This is a genomic window from Blastopirellula sediminis (assembly GCF_020966755.1).
Classification (GTDB): domain Bacteria; phylum Planctomycetota; class Planctomycetia; order Pirellulales; family Pirellulaceae; genus Blastopirellula; species Blastopirellula sediminis.
The window spans coordinates 1,358,318-1,375,534 of the sequence record NZ_JAJKFT010000010.1 but is presented as its reverse complement, the minus strand read 5'-3'; the positions used below and the strand labels follow the sequence as shown (position 1 = coordinate 1,375,534).

Annotated in this window: 19 protein-coding genes; 8 read left to right on the top strand and 11 right to left on the bottom strand. The window is 58.4% G+C overall.

Translation table 11 applies throughout. The features are described 5' to 3' along the window. Positions 1-44: 44 nt before the first annotated feature. Together LOC68_RS17255 and LOC68_RS17250 are read left to right on the top strand one after the other, a co-directional pair. A complete protein-coding gene (locus LOC68_RS17255) occupies positions 45-1,478 on the top strand; it encodes a tetratricopeptide repeat protein (protein ID WP_230221030.1) in 1,434 nt (477 codons plus the stop codon). Beyond that, the gene (locus LOC68_RS17250; protein ID WP_230221028.1) at positions 1,475-2,002 is read left to right on the top strand and encodes a hypothetical protein; all 528 of its coding nucleotides are present in this window, start codon (positions 1,475-1,477) and stop codon (positions 2,000-2,002) included. Before LOC68_RS17255 ends, LOC68_RS17250 begins: the two co-directional genes overlap by 4 nt. Positions 2,003-2,014: 12 nt before the next feature. Here LOC68_RS17250 and LOC68_RS17245 read toward each other — a convergent pair whose 3' ends face one another. The 3 genes from LOC68_RS17245 to LOC68_RS17235 form a co-directional block, all read right to left on the bottom strand. After that, positions 2,015-2,263 carry a hypothetical protein gene (locus tag LOC68_RS17245; RefSeq protein ID WP_230221026.1) on the bottom strand — a complete coding sequence of 83 codons (249 nt, stop codon included), beginning with the start codon at positions 2,261-2,263 and terminating at the stop codon, positions 2,015-2,017. 131 nt (positions 2,264-2,394) lie between these two features. Next, positions 2,395-3,408, bottom strand: coding sequence for a hypothetical protein (locus LOC68_RS17240; protein ID WP_230221024.1), 1,014 nt, complete (start codon positions 3,406-3,408; stop codon positions 2,395-2,397). Beyond that, a complete protein-coding gene (locus tag LOC68_RS17235) occupies positions 3,401-4,054 on the bottom strand; it encodes an RNA polymerase sigma factor (protein WP_230221022.1) in 654 nt (217 codons plus the stop codon). The genes LOC68_RS17240 and LOC68_RS17235 overlap by 8 nt, the downstream gene beginning before the upstream one ends. Positions 4,055-4,303: 249 nt before the next feature. Between LOC68_RS17235 and LOC68_RS17230 the strand changes: the two genes are divergently transcribed. Beyond that, entirely contained in the window at positions 4,304-6,064 is a 1,761-nt protein-coding gene (locus tag LOC68_RS17230) for a permease (protein ID WP_230221020.1), read from the top strand. Further along, positions 6,061-6,744: a class I SAM-dependent methyltransferase gene (locus tag LOC68_RS17225; RefSeq protein ID WP_230221018.1), complete on the top strand. Its 684-nt coding sequence runs from the start codon at positions 6,061-6,063 to the stop codon at positions 6,742-6,744. Before LOC68_RS17230 ends, LOC68_RS17225 begins: the two co-directional genes overlap by 4 nt. Before the next feature lie 216 nt (positions 6,745-6,960). Here the strand turns inward: LOC68_RS17225 and LOC68_RS17220 are convergent, their stop codons facing one another. The 7 genes from LOC68_RS17220 to LOC68_RS17190 form a co-directional block, all read right to left on the bottom strand. After that, positions 6,961-7,404 carry a transposase gene (locus tag LOC68_RS17220; RefSeq protein WP_230221017.1) on the bottom strand — a complete coding sequence of 148 codons (444 nt, stop codon included), beginning with the start codon at positions 7,402-7,404 and terminating at the stop codon, positions 6,961-6,963. A 368-nt stretch (positions 7,405-7,772) separates the two neighbouring features. Continuing rightward, positions 7,773-8,519, bottom strand: coding sequence for a hypothetical protein (locus tag LOC68_RS17215; protein WP_230221015.1), 747 nt, complete (start codon positions 8,517-8,519; stop codon positions 7,773-7,775). Between the two features lie 71 nt (positions 8,520-8,590). Next, the gene (locus tag LOC68_RS17210; RefSeq protein ID WP_230221013.1) at positions 8,591-9,472 is read right to left on the bottom strand and encodes a sialate O-acetylesterase; all 882 of its coding nucleotides are present in this window, start codon (positions 9,470-9,472) and stop codon (positions 8,591-8,593) included. A 23-nt stretch (positions 9,473-9,495) separates the two neighbouring features. Next, positions 9,496-9,984, bottom strand: coding sequence for a macro domain-containing protein (locus LOC68_RS17205; RefSeq protein WP_230221011.1), 489 nt, complete (start codon positions 9,982-9,984; stop codon positions 9,496-9,498). Continuing rightward, entirely contained in the window at positions 9,984-10,259 is a 276-nt protein-coding gene (locus LOC68_RS17200) for a hypothetical protein (RefSeq protein WP_230221010.1), read from the bottom strand. The genes LOC68_RS17205 and LOC68_RS17200 overlap by 1 nt, the downstream gene beginning before the upstream one ends. A gap of 69 nt (positions 10,260-10,328) precedes the next feature. Next, entirely contained in the window at positions 10,329-11,492 is a 1,164-nt protein-coding gene (locus LOC68_RS17195) for a serine hydrolase domain-containing protein (RefSeq protein WP_230221008.1), read from the bottom strand. 63 nt (positions 11,493-11,555) lie between these two features. Beyond that, positions 11,556-13,049: a sulfatase family protein gene (locus tag LOC68_RS17190; RefSeq protein ID WP_230221006.1), complete on the bottom strand. Its 1,494-nt coding sequence runs from the start codon at positions 13,047-13,049 to the stop codon at positions 11,556-11,558. 174 nt (positions 13,050-13,223) lie between these two features. Here LOC68_RS17190 and LOC68_RS17185 point away from each other — a divergent pair, with 174 nt between their 5' ends. The 3 genes from LOC68_RS17185 to LOC68_RS17175 all read left to right on the top strand — a co-directional run bounded on the left by LOC68_RS17185 (position 13,224) and on the right by LOC68_RS17175 (position 15,952). After that, entirely contained in the window at positions 13,224-13,751 is a 528-nt protein-coding gene (locus LOC68_RS17185) for a DUF4919 domain-containing protein (RefSeq protein WP_230221005.1), read from the top strand. 53 nt (positions 13,752-13,804) lie between these two features. After that, positions 13,805-14,857 carry a sialate O-acetylesterase gene (locus tag LOC68_RS17180; RefSeq protein ID WP_230221003.1) on the top strand — a complete coding sequence of 351 codons (1,053 nt, stop codon included), beginning with the start codon at positions 13,805-13,807 and terminating at the stop codon, positions 14,855-14,857. Between the two features lie 117 nt (positions 14,858-14,974). Continuing rightward, positions 14,975-15,952 (top strand): acyltransferase family protein, encoded by a 978-nt coding sequence (locus LOC68_RS17175; protein WP_230221001.1) that lies wholly within the window; start codon positions 14,975-14,977, stop codon positions 15,950-15,952. A 33-nt stretch (positions 15,953-15,985) separates the two neighbouring features. Here LOC68_RS17175 and LOC68_RS17170 read toward each other — a convergent pair whose 3' ends face one another. Continuing rightward, complete coding sequence (locus LOC68_RS17170) at positions 15,986-16,312, bottom strand: hypothetical protein (RefSeq protein WP_230220999.1); 327 nt, start codon at positions 16,310-16,312, stop codon at positions 15,986-15,988. A 131-nt stretch (positions 16,313-16,443) separates the two neighbouring features. On the opposite strand from LOC68_RS17170, the gene LOC68_RS17165 reads away from it, so the two are divergent. Continuing rightward, a complete protein-coding gene (locus LOC68_RS17165; protein WP_230220997.1) occupies positions 16,444-17,166 on the top strand; it encodes a hypothetical protein in 723 nt (240 codons plus the stop codon). Positions 17,167-17,217 lie beyond the last annotated feature (51 nt).

Sequence of the window (17,217 nt, the reverse complement as noted above, 5' to 3'; positions counted from 1 at the left end):
GGTTACGACCGGCAATCGCTCCACTACTGTCAGGAATGCCGCCGATGTGGCCATTTACTCGCACGAAGCCGGAGCCATTAACCGCCGAGCAGCTGCGTGACAAGTTATTCGCCGCCGTTGCGTCCGGCTCCAAGTCCAAACTGAAGGCGGCGTGCCAGCAGCACAAACAGCAAGTCGCCGAGAACCTGGAAACGTTCCTGCGAGCGCCGCAAGAGATCCTGGAGGACGATCAGGCGCTCGATCATCACATGCGCTGCGTGATCACGATCGCTCAGTGTCTGGCCCAGCAGTGCGGCGCCCCGGAACTGATCAACCGGATGCAGCGCGTCGACGACGACAATCCCTTTGTGAAATGGGATCGTTGGTTCAACGACATGCCTGAGCGGTTGGAGCGATTGGAGTATGACGCGCTCATCTCCGAAGCAGAGGAACTCGCAAAAGAGACCAGCAAGTTTCGCGGCCCGCCGGCTCGCCAATACGAGGCCTTTTTCAACGGGCGGCTGGGAGAACTGTTGTTTGGCTCAGGCCGCGTCGCGGAAGCGATCGAACCCTTTCAGACGGCGCTGAAACTTTGCCTCGATATCGGAGACGGCGAAGGGGAAATCGCCTATCTCCGCAACCTTTTGGAAGTTCACCGCTATCTCGACGACGGTCAGGCGATCGCCACCGCCGAGCGACTGCTGGAGACCGAACGCAAATATCAGCAACCGACGACGCATACCGAGCGGCGCCTTCGCTTGCTTCGCCAGGGGGAACCGCTCTGCCGCGTCGTCTGCATTCATGACGACAAGGAGCAGGAGCTCGAGGAGATCTCCACGATCACCGACGGCAGCTACCGGTTTGAGTTTCGCCGCAATCGAATTCCGCTCCATAAAGTGATGGTGCTGACCAGTCAGGCGAACCAGTTGGCGACCGACGGCCAATTGGCCGATGCGCTGGAGAAGTACTACGCCGCCAGCGAGGTCGATCCGTACGATCCTGATCCGGTCTATCAATCGGGGATGTGCCTGTCGGAAATGGGCGCCTATGACCAGGCTCGTCAGGCCTACGCCGAAGTGGAGCGGCTCGCTCCGGGTTGGTTCCGCAGCCGCACCGATTACTGGCTGGCCGACGGTTTGGAGCAAGGGACGATCTCGCAGGATGAGTTTCAGCTGCTCCGTCTGCTCGACGACGGAGGACTTCCGCCGGAGCAAGGCCGCGAGGTTGCGAATCGCGGAATCGAAACCTATCCCGACTTCGCCCCTCTCTATCTGTTCGCCGGCAACTTCGCCGAAGATCACGAGCAAGCGATCGCCGCCTACCGGAAAGGATTGGAACTGGTCAGCGAGCCTGACCTCGAAAGCCGGCTGCTGTGCGCACTTGGCGGAGTTCTTCCCTCCAGTTCGCCGGAGCGGAAAGAAATCGTGAAGCGAGCCGTCGCTTTGGATGGCAGCCTGGTCGCCATCGCGAGCGCCAAGTTGATTGGGCTACAGTTGTGAAACGTGGAGATTCGAACTCGATACCGGCCGAACGACTAACGTTGTTTCTCTTGATCCTCTGCGCCGCGCTCATTCTGGCGACGCAAGCGGTTCTCTTCGGTCTGAAAATCTATGGATGGCGAAGCGCCAGCCATGCTGAGACGCTCCCTGATCCAACCATCTGGCCCGAACCGATTCGGATGCTCTCAACCGCCATGCAAGAAGAAGGGCTCGGCCCTTCCCAGTGGGAAGTCTATCGATTTGACGTGATGCCGGACGAAAAGGCGATCATTCGTCTGCCTGACTCGGATGCGGCGATCGACTTTCTGACGCGCCACTTGGAATTGTCGCCCGCCAAGACGATTCGGATGAGTACGCAGTCCGACATCGACGGACTACCTGACGAGTGGTGGATCGGCAAGAAAGGAAACGCCCGGATGTGGGCCAGTCGCCGATATCAGGAAGGGGAAGAAGCGGACCAGTACGTCGTCACGCGTGATGAAGACCAAAAGCGGATCTTCATTTACTACTACTTCAACTTCTAAGCGTAGAAGTTGTTAGCCGACTGAAACCTGCGAAGCCGCCATCCGGGCTCGCTTCAGTCCGCTGCGCCAACCGCTCAAAGCACCAAGACTTCCTCCAACACTCAAACCAACAGCTTGGCAGAGAAGGTTCTCGTGCAAGTAGACGCCGACCGCCGCCCCGATCAGGATGCCAAGTCCAGCGCCGATGAAGAAGCCAAGACGCAAGGAATCTTGGATTAGCGTGCGCGAGTAAATCGTCGTCGTTTCGCCGCTGCGGCGCATGGTGCGTCTGTCGAAAAAATGGGTGTTCCGGGGGGAAGAGGGTGACCTCGTTTTGCGAGGCTTCCCTAATTTAGCCGGAAACAGCGTTTAAGTAACGCTCAATTCCACTAAATTTTTCAATTCCCCGGATCTTAACGCCCAGAAAGCGCCTTGGTGAAACCGCTGCCGAGAACCGGATCGTTCTCGTTAACGCCTGCTTCGACCTTCCCCAGGTCGTTGAAATAGTACTGACGGACCAGCTCCGGAATCTCATCCAAGCGAATGAAATCAACGCGCCCGTCATCGAAGAGAACATTGACCCCGGTTACCCCGTGGCCATTGGCGTTCAGGTTTCCTTTGTCGCCGACGCGAACGATATCGGAAACGACCGGGTAGTCAGTGCGTCCCTGCATCTTCGGCGGAATGACGCGGCCATTCTTCTGCGTGCCGAGGTTGTAGTTGTAGACCAAGTCAAAGTTCGCATGCAAACCAGGGATTTGGTCGGGCGCTGCCTGGGCAACTTCTTTCAGGGTCGGCAAACGGAATTTATCTGCTTTGCCTCGGTTCGCCGCACAGCTCAGATACTCTGGCGACTTCAAATAGCCCTGTTCAACCAGCGGCAGACCGAACGAGCCGGCGAAGTTGGCCGGGCCATCCGCATCGATCGCGGGATAGGCTTGCTGTTTGTTTTGGTAGGCGAAGTCGTGCAGCGCCATCCCGACCTGGTGCAGATTGTTTTCGCACTGCAGGCGCGACGCCAACATCCGGCTGCTCGCCAAGGCGGGGAAGAAAATGACCGCGGCGGCGACGCAAGCGCCGGCGGCGACCAACAGGTCAGCCATCGTAAACCGGGACGAATCGCTGGTCATCGCGGCGAAGGCGCGGCTGCGACGCGGAACTGGCTTCTCATCGACCAGAGCGTCAGCCGCCTCCGGCGAAGAGGAAGATTGCCGACCGATCGGTGCGTCAAGAAACGCACAAGCCCGCGCGGCTAATCCGGCGGGCGGAGCGATATCGACCCAAGAGTCTTCCAGTAGGGTGACGTGAGAACGTAGCCGCAGTAGTTCGTTTTGAATTTCCGGGGTGCGCTCGGCCTGGACTTCGACGTCGCGCGCTTCGTCCTCATCGAGGGCGTTAAGCAAATAACCTAAGAGATTGTCACGCATTGTAGTCGTCGTTGGCGTAAGTGCGGTTCCAAGCTTCGGTCAGCTTGATCACCGCGGAATGCAGTCGGCTTTTGACAGTTCCGACCGGAATTCCCAGGATGTCGGCCGCTTCGCGGTATTTCAGACCCTGATAGTAAACCAGGATCACGACTTCCTGCAACGATTCCGGCAGTTGCTTGACCGCCTCTTGCATGTACGCTTGGCGCTCTGCGTCATCAATCTGGGCGGCCGGAGCCGGTTCGCCGCTGACCAGCAGGTCTACCAGACCCCCGATCTCATCAGCGTCTTCCCGGCCGGTGCGATCCAAGCTGACCATGCGATGCCGCTTAGAACGACGCTGGGCGTCGATCGCCTGGTTGGTGGCGATCGTGTAAAGCCAGGGGCGGAATCGTCGTCCTTCCTCGAACGATTCGCATTTCAGGTGCACTTGTAAAAAAGTGGCCTGAAAGGCGTCTTCCGCCATTTCTGCGTCATTCAGATAGCGTCGCAGGTAGTTGAACAACTCCCGCTCGTAGCGATTGACGAGGCATTCAAAAAGCTCACGATCCCCACTTTCCCGATATCCGAGAATCAAATCTTCATCGGACATCGGTTCGAGGTAGGTAAACTCCGAAGCGCTCTGCGTCATTTCAAGTGTGGCTGTCATGATTACTTACGCGGCAAGTGGGCGACGGTTCGACATCCATTCCAAAAAGGCCCGGATTTCTTCTGCTCTTCACAGAAGTCCTCCTGGATCGTCGCCCGCTTGTCGTCGGATCAGTTTGCCGGCCATCCTACCATGAATGTTCCGGTCAAACGCTCGAAGGGAGCAAAATCCGCCGATTTGACAGCGTGCGACTAGCCTCCTAAACTCACGATCGAACCTAATCGCAAACACCGTGCCACGGCAGCCAAAATGACGAAAAAGACTCCTCACTGGGCCGCTGCTGGCGACGTTAACGCCTTCTTTGGCTTGATGTTAGATAACATCGCCGATCTGCTTTTAACGATTGGTCTGCTAGCAACGGTTTTTAACTTTCCTACAAACTTCGCGATCCGGCATATGGCTCCGGGAACCGCGATTGGAGTGTTTGTCGGCGACCTGGCCTTCTTCTTTATGGCCCTGGCTCTGGCCCGCAGAACCGGGCGCAACGACGTTACTGCTATGCCTTTAGGGCTCGACACGCCCAGCACGTTCGGCATGGTTTTCTTTGTGCTGGGACCAGCCTTTAACCACGCTCAGCACATTTTACAACTGAATGAAACAGAGGCTGCTGTTTATACGTGGCATATTGGGATTTGCTCGATCGTCATTAGCGGTCTCTTCAAAGTTGCGTGCGCTTTCGGATCAGGTTGGATCCGAAAGTTCCTCCCCCGCGCCGGCTTGCTAGGATCGCTAGCCGCGGTGGCGCTAGTACTGATCAGCTTCCTCCCGTTCGTTGAGTCGCTTCATTATCCGGTCGTCGGGATGACCGCGCTGGCGATCATCTTGACCACGCTCGTCGCGCGAATCGGTTTGCCGAAACAAATCCCCGGCGCTCTCGCCGCACTGTTGATCGCTGGGTTCATCTACTACGTGATGGACGCGTTTGGCATCCTCGGCGCCGACAAAGAACCGATGCCGTTCAATCCGCACGAAGGTCTGCTGCCGACCGATTGGTTGGCGGTCTTCCGTTTTGGCTGGGTCGCGCAAATGGGAGACGCGCTCAACTATCTGCCGGTCGTGATTCCATTCGCGCTGGGTACGGTGATCGGCGGGATCGACTGCGTCGAAAGCGCTGCGGCCGTCGGCGACGAATACGATACCGATCGGATCATTCTGGTCGAAGCGATCGCCACGCTGGTCGCGGGCCTGTGCGGCGGCGTGATTCAAACGACTCCATACATCGGCCACCCCGCGTACAAAGCGATGGGAGGCCGTTCCGCGTATGTGCTGGCGACGGCGCTGTTCGTCGGCGGCGCGGGAACCATTGGTTACTTCGGCTATCTCTATTGGCTCGTGCCGAAGTCGACCGTCTTTCCGATCCTCGTCTTCATCGGCTTGGAGATCACCGCGCAAAGTTTCCTGGCGACCAAGAAGAAGCATTACGCCGCCGTGTCGCTTGCCTGCGTGCCAGCGCTGGCGGCATTGGTGCTCGTCTTTGTCGATGACGCGCAAGGACAATACATGGGTCAAGCCGCGCAGCTCACTGCGGCGATCGATGCGCTGCCGGCCGACACCGAAGGGCTCGACAAGTTGAAAGCGTCCGCCGAATCGATCCAGTCGATCTCGCAGGGGAACTTCTTTGGTCCTTTGGGGGTGAAACTGCAAACGCTCCGCATGCTCTCGGGCGGATTCATCCTGACCAGTTTGTTGTGGGCGTCGGCGCTGGCGATGATCATCGATCGCAAGTTGCTGACCGCCGCCGGCTTCTTCGCACTGTGCGGGCTCTTCTCCCTCTTTGGCGTGATTCATTCGCCGCTTCCCGGCAGCCCGGTCTTCCTGCCGTTCTGGTACGATGGAGCTTTGGGCCAATGGGTCTGGCATCCGATGCCCGATACCGCAGCGGGACAAACGCCGATCTACATGTTGGCCGCCTATTTGTGCGCGGCCGGCGTGTTGGTGTTGTTCCACTATTGCCGACTCGAAGAGGGCCCGCCGACCGAAAGCTTGGAAGATTGGGAGGAGACGACATGATCATTCGCATCCTGGAAGACGAGGTGATGGACGACCCTCAGGAAGCGGCCGTCTACGATGCGATGGATCACTCGGCGGTCAATGCGAAGTTCGTCGCAGATCTCTGCGAAGCGTTCTCGCTCGATCCTTCCTCCGACTATGGTTCTTATCTCGACGTCTTCGACGTGGGGACCGGGACCGCGCTGATTCCGATCGCGCTCTGCCAAAAGTTGCCCTCCGCGCGCGTGATGGCGATCGACATGTCGACCTCGATGCTGAACATCGCCAAGGCGAACATCGACATCGACAGCATGCTCGAACGAATTCAACTCGCCCAAGCCAACGCGGCCGATAACGGATTCGATTCGGAGATGTTCGACCTGGTGATCTCGAACAGCATCATTCATCACCTCGAAGATCCGCTGCCGACCCTCCGTGAGATCATCCGCGTTACGCGTCCTAGCGGTATGATCTTCATCCGCGATCTCCTTCGCCCCGATAGCGAAGAAGAGCTTGCCCATCTGGTCGAAACGTACGGCGGCGTAGATGACCATGAACGCCGGCTGTTTGGCGATTCGCTGCGTGCGGCGCTGACGCTCGACGAAGTGCGCGAGCTGGTCGAGCCGCTCGGCTTTGATCCCGCCACGGTTACTGCGACCAGCGATCGCCACTGGACCTGGGCGGCGCGGAAGAATGGCTAAACGCCGGATGAAAATCACTCGGGTGGCCCGACCAGTCTTGCAAAGACTGGTTGGGTCGCTTTAGCGACAAGATACAGCGCCATCCGGCAGGAAGTCTATTTATCGTGGCCAACGCCCGCTCTCTTTGCGGCCGCATGGCGCAGCATCGTGTTGCTGCGCAACCCAGCCAGTTCTAACGAACTGCCCGGGCCACCCGAAAACAATTCTTCGCCCGACTTACATCCGCTGCAAAATCACGCGGATGTAGAACATCGCGGCCTGGATGCCGATGTCGTTGTTCAGGGAGCGGACGTTGCCTCCTTTTTCCCACCATGACTCACGCGGCGCAGCGGCTTGATTAAGTTGCAACGCGGCGGCTTCTTTCAGCGCTCGGAGGATCTCTTGCGGATCGATCGTTGCGCTCACCATCGCGTGGACATGATTCGAGCGGCAGTTGGCGGCGACCAGGCTCCAGCCGTTTTGTTGGCAACAGTCGGCGATCGCCTGTTCGACGAGTTCACGCTGCGCAATCGAGAGCGAGATCGACGCCGCTCGGCGCGACGACAACGTGAGATTGCTTTGGACTTGATCGCTAAAGAACCAAGTCCCTTGCGTGGTCCAGGTCATCAAGTAAGCGGAAGTGGGCGGCGCATCGGCGGAGAAAAGTAGATCGGCGGACATAAGCATCAGGGGGCAAAATCAGCGTGGGGTTTTCACTCTTCCACTATATTCAGGCCGCCCCTTGATTCACAGTTTCTAATCGACGGCGAGAACGAATTGGGAAAAATCACTTTCATAAATGAACAGCCATGCGAAGTAGCTCTCTTTTCTTCGCCTTCGAAAGATCATTTGGCCGAACAAACCAACCCCAATTGGGTAGCGGGTACGATCCTGACGAGAGGTTGATCGGGAGGAATGCGACCAGCGCGGTAGCCGGAGAAACAGTTCGTTCCGTTGGCGGTCATCGCAAATCAACCTGCGTCGCCAGCAACTGGGCGAATCATCGGCGATTCGCGTCAACGCATCCCATGAACCTCGGATCAGCGCCGTTAAATGGCCGGCGCTGAATAGGTCCAAATCGTTTGGCGATCGTGGCGAATTTCGCCGGTGAGTTCGCTGGCGACGCCGGTCGGCAACTGCAGCTTAATCATCGTCGGCTTGAATGCCATAAACTGTCCGGTAAGATTCGCCGCGACGACTAAGGCGGTCTGAAACGCGTCGTTAAACTCTGAGTTGGTTCGCAATAAGATTCCTTCGGCAAAGCGAAGCTGTATTCCCTTGCCTTCGGGATAACTAACCGCCGCCCCTACCTCGAACGCTTGCTGTTTGCCTTGCAGCGACGTGGGAACCGGCATCGGCATGCGGACCCAGCCATACTCGCCCGGTTCCATCGCCACATCGACGCAGATCGTGGGAAAGTCGGGACGCGTCATCCAAAAGCCCCGCGCTGGACGAATTGCAACACGACCAATCGATCGATTGGCGAATTGATTCTGATAGAAAACGTAGATGTAACAGAGACCTGCCTCGGCGGCCGGACCAACGCTGAAACAGAATCCGTTTCGGTTTAAGAATTCGCCATGCAACTCGGTCAGGAAATCTTCCGCAAGATTCTGGCGACGATCCGGCAAGAGTAGCGCCACGCAGCAAACGATCGACAGCAACGGGGTCCCGATCCACATCAGCCACAACGTCGGTGTGGGAGGATCGTTTCCATAGACGTACCACGCGACGCTTGCCAGCACCAACGAGATCATCAGCACCAACGCTACCAACGGCTTCAACGATTCGCGCACCCGAAAAAGACTCCCCTAAGAACCGTCTCGCCAGAAAAGCAGTTGTTGATTTTCAGCAAGCAATGTGCAGGCTATCGCCCCTTCTGCGTCAGCTTCTGCATCGCGGCAGCCATCGCTTCGCCGAGTTGGAGCTGGCCTTTGGCGCTATAGTGAACCGTGTCGGCCAGCACTTCAAAACCGTCGGTCGAGACCATCTTGGCGTTGGGAATCGCTTCCGGTTTGCCGGAGTCGGCGTCTGCATCGGCCATTTGCTGACGGGTTTCGGTTCGATGGGTGAACCGCGGCGCGGCCGGCTCATGTGGCAAGACCTGACCGTAGACCATTGGCAACTCGGCGTCGAGTTTCAAATCAGCCGCCAGGCGATCGCGGAGTCGTTTCAGGTTGGCGGCGTAGCTGATCGCCGACTCTTCTCCCTTGGCGTCCATCTCGCCTTGCATCCAGAGAAAACCTTCGACCTGCGGCTCTTCTCCCTGAGCGGCAAGTTCGGCGAGTCCTTTCTTGTACATCGACAGCATCTGCTGATAGAGGGCGCCGACGTTCGGATCGTCCGGCGTCAGCCCCGGATAAAAGTTCCGGCGTTTTGGACCAGGCTCGGTCCCTTCCCACTTCCCGCCGTTCCAGCCGTGATACAACGGCATGCCGCTGGCGAAATACTTGATCAAGTAAACCGGATGCTCGGCGGTCGCTCCCTTCAAGGCGAAGCCAACCTCTGGACCGAAGGTATTGGGGTTGGCGCCCAGCTTGGTCTGTCCCAGCACCATCGGCTCGAACGTTTTGCCGTTCCACAGATAAGCGTTGGGGATTTCACGCGGCACGCTCTCGGGAATATCGGCGACGCGGCCGCTTCCCTGCATGTTCGATTGTCCTGACAACAGATAAACGTGCGGTCGATCGGCCAGCGAGACTGAAGCGCAAGCGAGAATTGCAACGAAGACGAGCGAACGAAGCGACATGAGGATGGCTCCGGGGAATGGTTCTAGTTTGCCGTACTGGGCGGCGATTTCTGGTACTCAACAATCGTAATGGGAATCGACCAATCGCGCTGCTGCATCTGGTCGACCATGAGCTCTTGCACGCGGTCGGCGCGGTATCCGCCTGATCCGGCGCCGATGAGCGGAAACGCGATCGAAGCGAAGTTCTCGTCGGTCGCGATCTGCAAGGCGTTATCGACGGAATTGCGAATCGAAACCTCCGACGACCGCCAAAACATGTTGATTCCGGCGACATGAATAATGCCGCGAAACGGCAACTTGCCAGCCGAGGTGAGGACGGCGCCGCCGAGCGGAATCGGCCCGCGACGCCCCACTTCGCGAAACGGCGCCAGGCCGCCGCGACGCTTGATCGCCCCCGATACCCCCTGCGGCAAGAGGAGCCACCACGGAATGATATTTCGGTTCCAGGCGTTCACGATCGCTTCGACCGGTTGATCGAGCAAATCGCCTTTGACGAAATAAACCGCGGTCATCACTTCTCTTCGCCTTCGCTCGTTTTGTCCGCGGCGTCAGCAGTCGGTTCCTCGGGTGCAGATTCCTGCTTGCGGGAGCCACGCCGCGTCCAAACGGCAAACAGGATGGCGCTGGTCACCACCATGATCCCCGCCACTCCGAACGCTTGCTGCCGCATTGGCCCGTCGGTCGCTTGAAAGCCTTCGAAGGCGCGGTAGGCGCCGTAGGCCAAGAGGCCGATGCAGACGTAGTTACGGAGGTTGAGGATTTCGCCGCTCGATCTATCAGTCGTCACGCTCTATTCTTCCTTCGATCGTTACGCTCAATTTGCGAGCGTTTTCCCCCGCGCTTGCGCTGCGGGCTACTATTTCGAAAACTGCTTGCTCGCTTCGTTGCGGAACGCCCCTTGGGCGTCTCCCCCTTTGCCGGGAAAACCGGCATGCTGGACGAGCCAGACGAAGACCAAGCCCTGCTTCTTGTTGTAATACGAATTGGTCGAATAAGCGCCCCCATGCCCAAACTGATCGCCGCCGACCGAGAGGCCAAAACCATAGCCGGTCGGCAATTCCTCCGGAGTCTGGCGACTGGTCATCATGGCGACCGCCTCTTTGGAGAGATACCGCTTGCCGTCTAATTCCCCCTCATTGGCCAACATCTGATAGAACCGCGCGATGTCGGATGCTTTCGCGAACAGTCCGCCGGCCGGCATCGGATATCGCTCCGCTTTGTCGCTCAAGGGGTAGTGCAATTGGCTGATCGTCGTTTCTTCGAGACCGCTGCCGCCGGGTCCTGGCTTGTAGCTTTTCGCGATTCTGGCGACTTGCTCTTCGCTCGGCCAGAAGGTCGCGTCGGTCATCCCGAGCGGCTGGAAGAGTCGCTCGTCGAGAAACGCTTCGAAACTCTTGCCGGTGACGACTTCGATAATCCGCCCTGCCGTGTTGATGCCGGCGTTGCTGTATTGGTACTTCGAGTCAGGCTCAAACTCGAGCGGCGTCATCGCATAACTGCGAACCCGATCGGCCAGCGGCAAGCGATCGAGCGTCGGCTGTTCGATTCGCGAAGCGAACGGCAGCCCGCTGGTGTGGGACAGAATGTTTTTGACAGTGATCGGATGAACCGGCTTCTTGAGCAGGACATGCTCGCCATCCTTTTCGGCGACGACCATCTGACCTTGAAACTCCGGCAGGTATTTTTCGACCGGATCGTCGACCTTCACTTTCCCTTCGTCGACCAACATCATCAGTGCGGCGGCGGTGATCGGCTTCGACTGCGAGGCGATCCAAAAGATCGAATCGTCCTTCATCGGCGTTTGCGAAGCGATGTCGGCGAAACCGACCGCCGAGAGGCTGAGCGTCTTTTCCTGGTCAGCGACCAACATTACGGCGCCGGCTAATTCCTGACGATCAACATACGGCTGGACCGCAGCATCAATTGATTTGGTGGCGTCGGCCGACTGAGCGAGCAACGCTGCTTGCGAACAGACGACAAGCGTCAGCGCAATGGAGAGGGAGAGAATTCTTTGGGGCATTTTCATGGTGGGGGTTAATGAGGGCACACGGAGAACAAGGAAGCTGCGGCAAACATGATCTCGCTATTGCCGCACTTGCCCTTTCGCTTGGGTTCGCTTCATCAGCGCGGTCAGCTCTTTCACCTTCTCGGGATGATCGGCGTAAAGATTGTGCTTTTGCGCGACGTCAAGTTTGAGGTTATATAGTTCGCCGTCCGCATCATCTTCGAGATAGCCCCTCTCTTTGTCGAACCAGGCTGGGACTTTGCTATGGGCACCGGTCTTGGCGGCGACCAACAACCAGTCTCCATCCCGAATCGCAAACTTGCCGGCCATCGTGTTGTGAACGATGCTCTGCCGTGGGCCTTTCCCGTTTTCGGTCCAGACCTTCGACATGTCGTAGCTATCTGCGGCGGCGTTGGCCGGCAGCGACAAACCGACAATCGAGGCGACGCTTCCCATCACGTCGACCTGGCTGATCAGCGTGTCGTTGACCGTGCCGGCCGGGACATGGCCTGGCCATTTCACGATCATCGGGACATGATGTCCCCCTTCGTAGAGATCGCGTTTCACGCCGCGAAACGGCGCCGAGCTCCAGTGGTCGAACTTCCGCACGCGCTCGTAGGCGTAATGTTCGGCGCCGTTGTCGGCGCTGAAGATCACGAGCGTGTTTTCGCCGAAACCGTTGTCGTCGAGCGCCTTCAAGATGCGGCCGGCGTTGTCGTCAGTTTGCACTACATAGTCGCCGAACCCGCCTGCTTGCGATTTGCCTCGAAACTCTTCGGTCGGCACGATCGGCGCGTGCGGTGAGTTGAACGGCACATAAAGGAAGAACGGCCCCTCCTTCCCCTTTTGCTCGCCGATCCAATCGACCGTTCGCTCGGTCAGGCGCGGAACGACCGCGTAAAAATCCCAACCCTTGGTCATCGGGCCGGGTCGCGCTTCCCAACTTCCTTCGGCGGTTTCCGGCGTGATCTGCAGCGGCTCCGTCGGTTCGGTAATGACCCGATCGTTTTCAAACCAGGAGTACGGAGGAAAGTTCGGGACGTCGTCGCCAAAGTAATAGTCGAACCCATGGGAGAGAGGTCCACCGCTGATCGACTTCGACCAATCGAAGGCCGCCGGCGGATAGAAGGTGCGCCCTCGTTGATCCTTTTCAGGCTTCACCTCCGGCTTGCGAATGTCGTCCCAGTTCCAACCGAGATGCCACTTGCCGATACAAGCGGTGCGATACCCCTTCTCTTTCAGCAGCTCGGGAATGGTCAGCTCGTCATCGAGGACCGGCCCGTCGAACGCGTTGACGATGCCGTGAAACTTGCGCCAGTGAAAGCGACCGGTCAGCAGCGCATAACGGCTGGGGGTGCAGATGCCGGACGAGCTGTGAGCGTCGGTGAAACACATCCCTTCGCTCGCCAGGCGATCGAGATTGGGGGTAGGGATCTTCGACTTTGGATTATCGGCGCCGAGGTCGCCGTACCCCATATCGTCGGCGTACAAAATGACGATGTTGGGAAGTTCGGCCGCCGACGCTTGGCTGACCAGCGCCAGCAGCGCGACAAGCAGGAAAAGACGTTTCATGGGGGCGTTCCGATGGGCGCAGGCGGACAACGGGAGGGGGATTCCAGTTTAATCGCGATCGGGCCGCCGAGCGAGCAAGGAATGTCGCCATTTGTTTGTTTGCGGCTGCCGCAACGGGTATTCTCAAGAGTAACCCCCTTCGCGGACCGAATCCCACGTTCCTGGAGCCTTGCCATGCGAGAGATGTTTATGGATCTCTTGAAAGATCCGTCGGCTGAGACTTATCTACCGCTGCGCAGCGTGGTAATGAATTCCGAAACGTACGATCCTTACTCGGACGAACTGAACCAGGCCGAAGAATTGACGAACGAAGGGAAACTGATCGAAGCGGTGGAAACGATCGGGCAATCGATGCCCAATCTCCTCCTTTCTCCCAGCGCTCACATGCTGATCGCCTTCAACTACGACCAGCAAGGAAAAAAGGATGACGCCGAGTTTGAGCGGTTCATCGCGATCGCCTGCTGCAAGGGGATCCTCGCGACCGGCGAAGGGACGCAAGCCGCCCCTTACCAAGTGCTCCGGACGTCGGACGAATATGACGTCCTGATGTATTTGGGGAAACAGTTCGCCGGTCAGGCGTTGGTGGAAAAGGAAGGCCGCTACTTCGATAAGATGAAATGCAGCGACGAGGAAGAGCTCTGGTTTGAAATCACCGAATTGTATTCGACCCTCTCCAAAAAGATGCACCTGGACGACGCGTAACGCACGGCCCCTCTCTCTTCTATCGACCCAACCCTTTTAGGATCGCTCCCATCATGGCTTCACTTCGAATTCTCCTCGCTAGCGCACTGGCCTGCTGCTGGCTGCAAACGACTGCCGCCGACACCTATCCCGTCTTCATCCTGGCGGGGCAATCGAACATGGAAGGGAAAGCGGACAACGCCCTCTTGGAACATCAAGCGAGCGATCCGCCGACCGCCGAGCTCTTCGCCCATTGGCGCCAGGACGGCAAGTGGATTGAGCGCGACGACGTCTCTATCAAGTTCCTGAATCGCCAAGGTCCGCTGACGATCGGATATGGTTCGCCCAATAAGACAGGGCTCGAGCTCGAGTTCGGTTACGCGGTCGGCGAGCACTACCAGCAACCGGTCCTGTTGATCAAAACTGCCTGGGGTGGGCACTCCCTCTATCAAAAGTTCCGTCCGCCGAGCGCCGGCCTGCCCAGCGACGAAGCGCTCGAAAAAGAACTGGCGCAAGCCCAACAGCGCGTCCGCAACAACAACGAAAAACGGAACCGCAACGATCCACTGCCGACCATGGAGGAAATCAAAGCGGAGTACGGCGTCTCGTACCGTAACATGATGCAGGAAGTCGATTCGACGCTGAAGAACGCCGATACGCTCTTCCCCGCGCTCAAAGGAAAGACGCCGGAGATCGCCGGCTTCGTGTGGTTCCAAGGCTTCAACGACATGTTCGGCGACGACGCGCCTGGCGAGTACGCGCAGAACATGAAGCTGTTGATTCAAGACGTTCGTAAAGCGTGGAACAAGCCGAACCTGCCGGTCGTGATTGGCGCCCTGGGACAAAATGGCTCGGCCGAACCGAGCGAGCGGATGAAGCAAGTTCAAGACGCACAGCTGTCGATGAACGACGTGCCGGAGTTCGCCGGGAACGTCAAAACGATTCGGACCGACGTCCTGGTCGACAAAAAGGCGGAAGAACTGATCGACGGTTGGCAGGACCACGTCGAAGAGTGGAAGAAGGTCGGCTCGGACCGGGCTTACCACTACTATGGAAGTCCGATCTGGTATGGCCGGATCGGCAAGGCGCTGGCGGCGGAGATGCTCAAGATGCAACAGGAGCAATAGCCGGCTCTCGCTACAATCGCTACAGCCGATTCGACAAGCGGCGGGAGCGCACCGTTTTGGAACCTATGCTTTCAGCAGACGTTGCGCTTTCCCGTTACCGCTTTTTGAATCGGTCGAATGCGAGCCCCTGCTCCTAAAACCGCCCCCGCTGTCGAACAACGCCCGCCGGCCAAGCCGCTGGAGCGTCTGGTTTGGCTTGACGCTGCGCGACTGTTGGCGATGGGGATGGTGGCGCTGCAGCATTTGATCACCATCTGCGACCTGGAGCCGCCGCGGGTGCTGCTTGGTCTCGATCCGGGGCAGATCGGCGTGGCGATGTTCTTCGCCATCAGCGGGCTGCTCGCCGCCGGAGGCCGCTACGGCAATCCGATCAACTGGCTCTCGAAACGGTTGTCGCGGATCTACGTCCCCTACTGGATCGCCGTGGCTGGCGTCTTGTCGGCCAACTACATCGTGCAATACAAACCGGCGCCGCTATCGCTGGTGATCGCCGAGTTTGCCGGCGTCGTCGGCTGGACGCATCGCGGCGACATCGTCGGGATCTATTTCTGGTTCGTGTCGCTGCTTCTCTTCTGCTACCTCTTGGCCGCAGTCGTGAAGTTTGATCGTCGCGTCTTGCCGGTGATGATCGTCGGTTCGATCGCCTGGCTCTGGTGGGACTTGGGCTTCGCTTCTAATACGCTCGCCTTTTTGACCGGGCTATCGCTGGGCCAATTGGGGAAACGTCCTTCGCCGAAACTGACGCTCGCGATCGCCTTGCTGGCGGCGGTTTTGACCTTGGCCGTAAACCCGGGCTTCGCCTGCGTGACGATTGCCGGGCTGACGATCCTGACGACGGCGATTCCGTTCTCGCTGCATGAACATGCCGAAGCGATCATCGCCAAGCTCTCGGAACTGTCGTACCACTTCTACCTGGTCCACGTCCCATTTTACCTGGCGGCCGACAAGCTGTTTCCGAATCGGATCGGGTTGGTCTTTCTGCTGGGTACGACCGGAGCTGCGGTCGGAGCGGTGGCGCTCTACGTGATGGAGACCTACGTGCGGAAAGGAATCGCCACGCTTTACCCAAGCGGGCGACCGGCCCAGACCGCTTAGAGCGGCGTGTCGGGCCACGGCCTAACCTGCTGACTACCATTCTTCGAAGACGAGGCCTGCGATCTTCGTCGGATCGACGCCGTCATAGAAAGCGGCGATCACCTCTTTGCACTCAGCGACGTCGGTCGTCTTGGTCCATGATCCGCCGCGCTCCGGCACGGGAACGTCGATCACCATCGAGCCGTCCTCTTCCCACATAAACTGCAGGGTCACGCCGCCGTCGTTGACGATCCCCAGAAAGGAAAGCGCCTGGCCCGACATCGCATCCCACGCGGCAAGCACCTCGGCCTGCGTCGCCTCTTTCGGCGTATTGCCGTCGATCCCTTTTTCTTTGCCTTCGTCGAAATAGAAGTATTTCATTGCGGTGAATTTAATCGTGCATGTGGGGTGTAGTTTTTGCGGCGCCGCCCAGGGAAGAAGATCGCCCGAATTGTTGCTTCGCTCGGATCCGCCCTTGTAGGATAGCGAATATCTCCGCCGGAGGCAGCAAGATGGTTATGGCCTGGGTTTTGTATGTCGCGACGCTTCTCTATGCGGCGTTTTGGTTTGGCGTCGATTCAGCCGCTGGCGAATTTTTGCGGTACGCCTTTCACTTGCTGCGTCCCAGCACATGGCAAGATCAGGATTACATCCGCGGCACGTTACAGTGGGACTGCTATGGTCTCCGCTTGGCAAGGTTAGCCATGCTGATCCTGTTGCATGCCGGAGCGCTCGTCTGGCTCTGGTTAACGGTTAACTGGCCGATTGCGGCGGCGGCGACGTTCGCATCGATCGGCGTAACGTTATCACTTCCTTGGCTGAACGAGCGGACCGCTCCTTGCCGAGTCGGCGCAGAGCGAAAGCATTTTCGGGCGGTGCTGGAAGCGGCTCGCACCCTGCCTCGGCTTGAGAAGCTGACGCTAGAGATTGAAGGATGCAACTTCGAGTATCAGCATGACGAAGATGCGCCGGAAGCGTTTCTTCTCCGTCGGTCAAAAGATCGGATCGATGACTCGTCGCTTGGTGACCTGGGCTTTTTCCTGCCGAAGAACCGGGTCGCGATGATGCTCTCTGGCGAAGATGGTTTCGTCGAACTGCTGGAGCCGGGTGAGCGTCCCGGCGCCTTTGAATATCAGCTCTACGGCGTACCGCACCACTACGTTCACCGCTGGAGCGTCGAGTACGAGCCGGGACTCTTTTTCAGCCGCTACGATATCCCGGACGACGAGTTTTAAGGCGCCGCCAGAGCGCCAAGAAAAAGAAACAGCGGCTGCCGGATAGCAGCC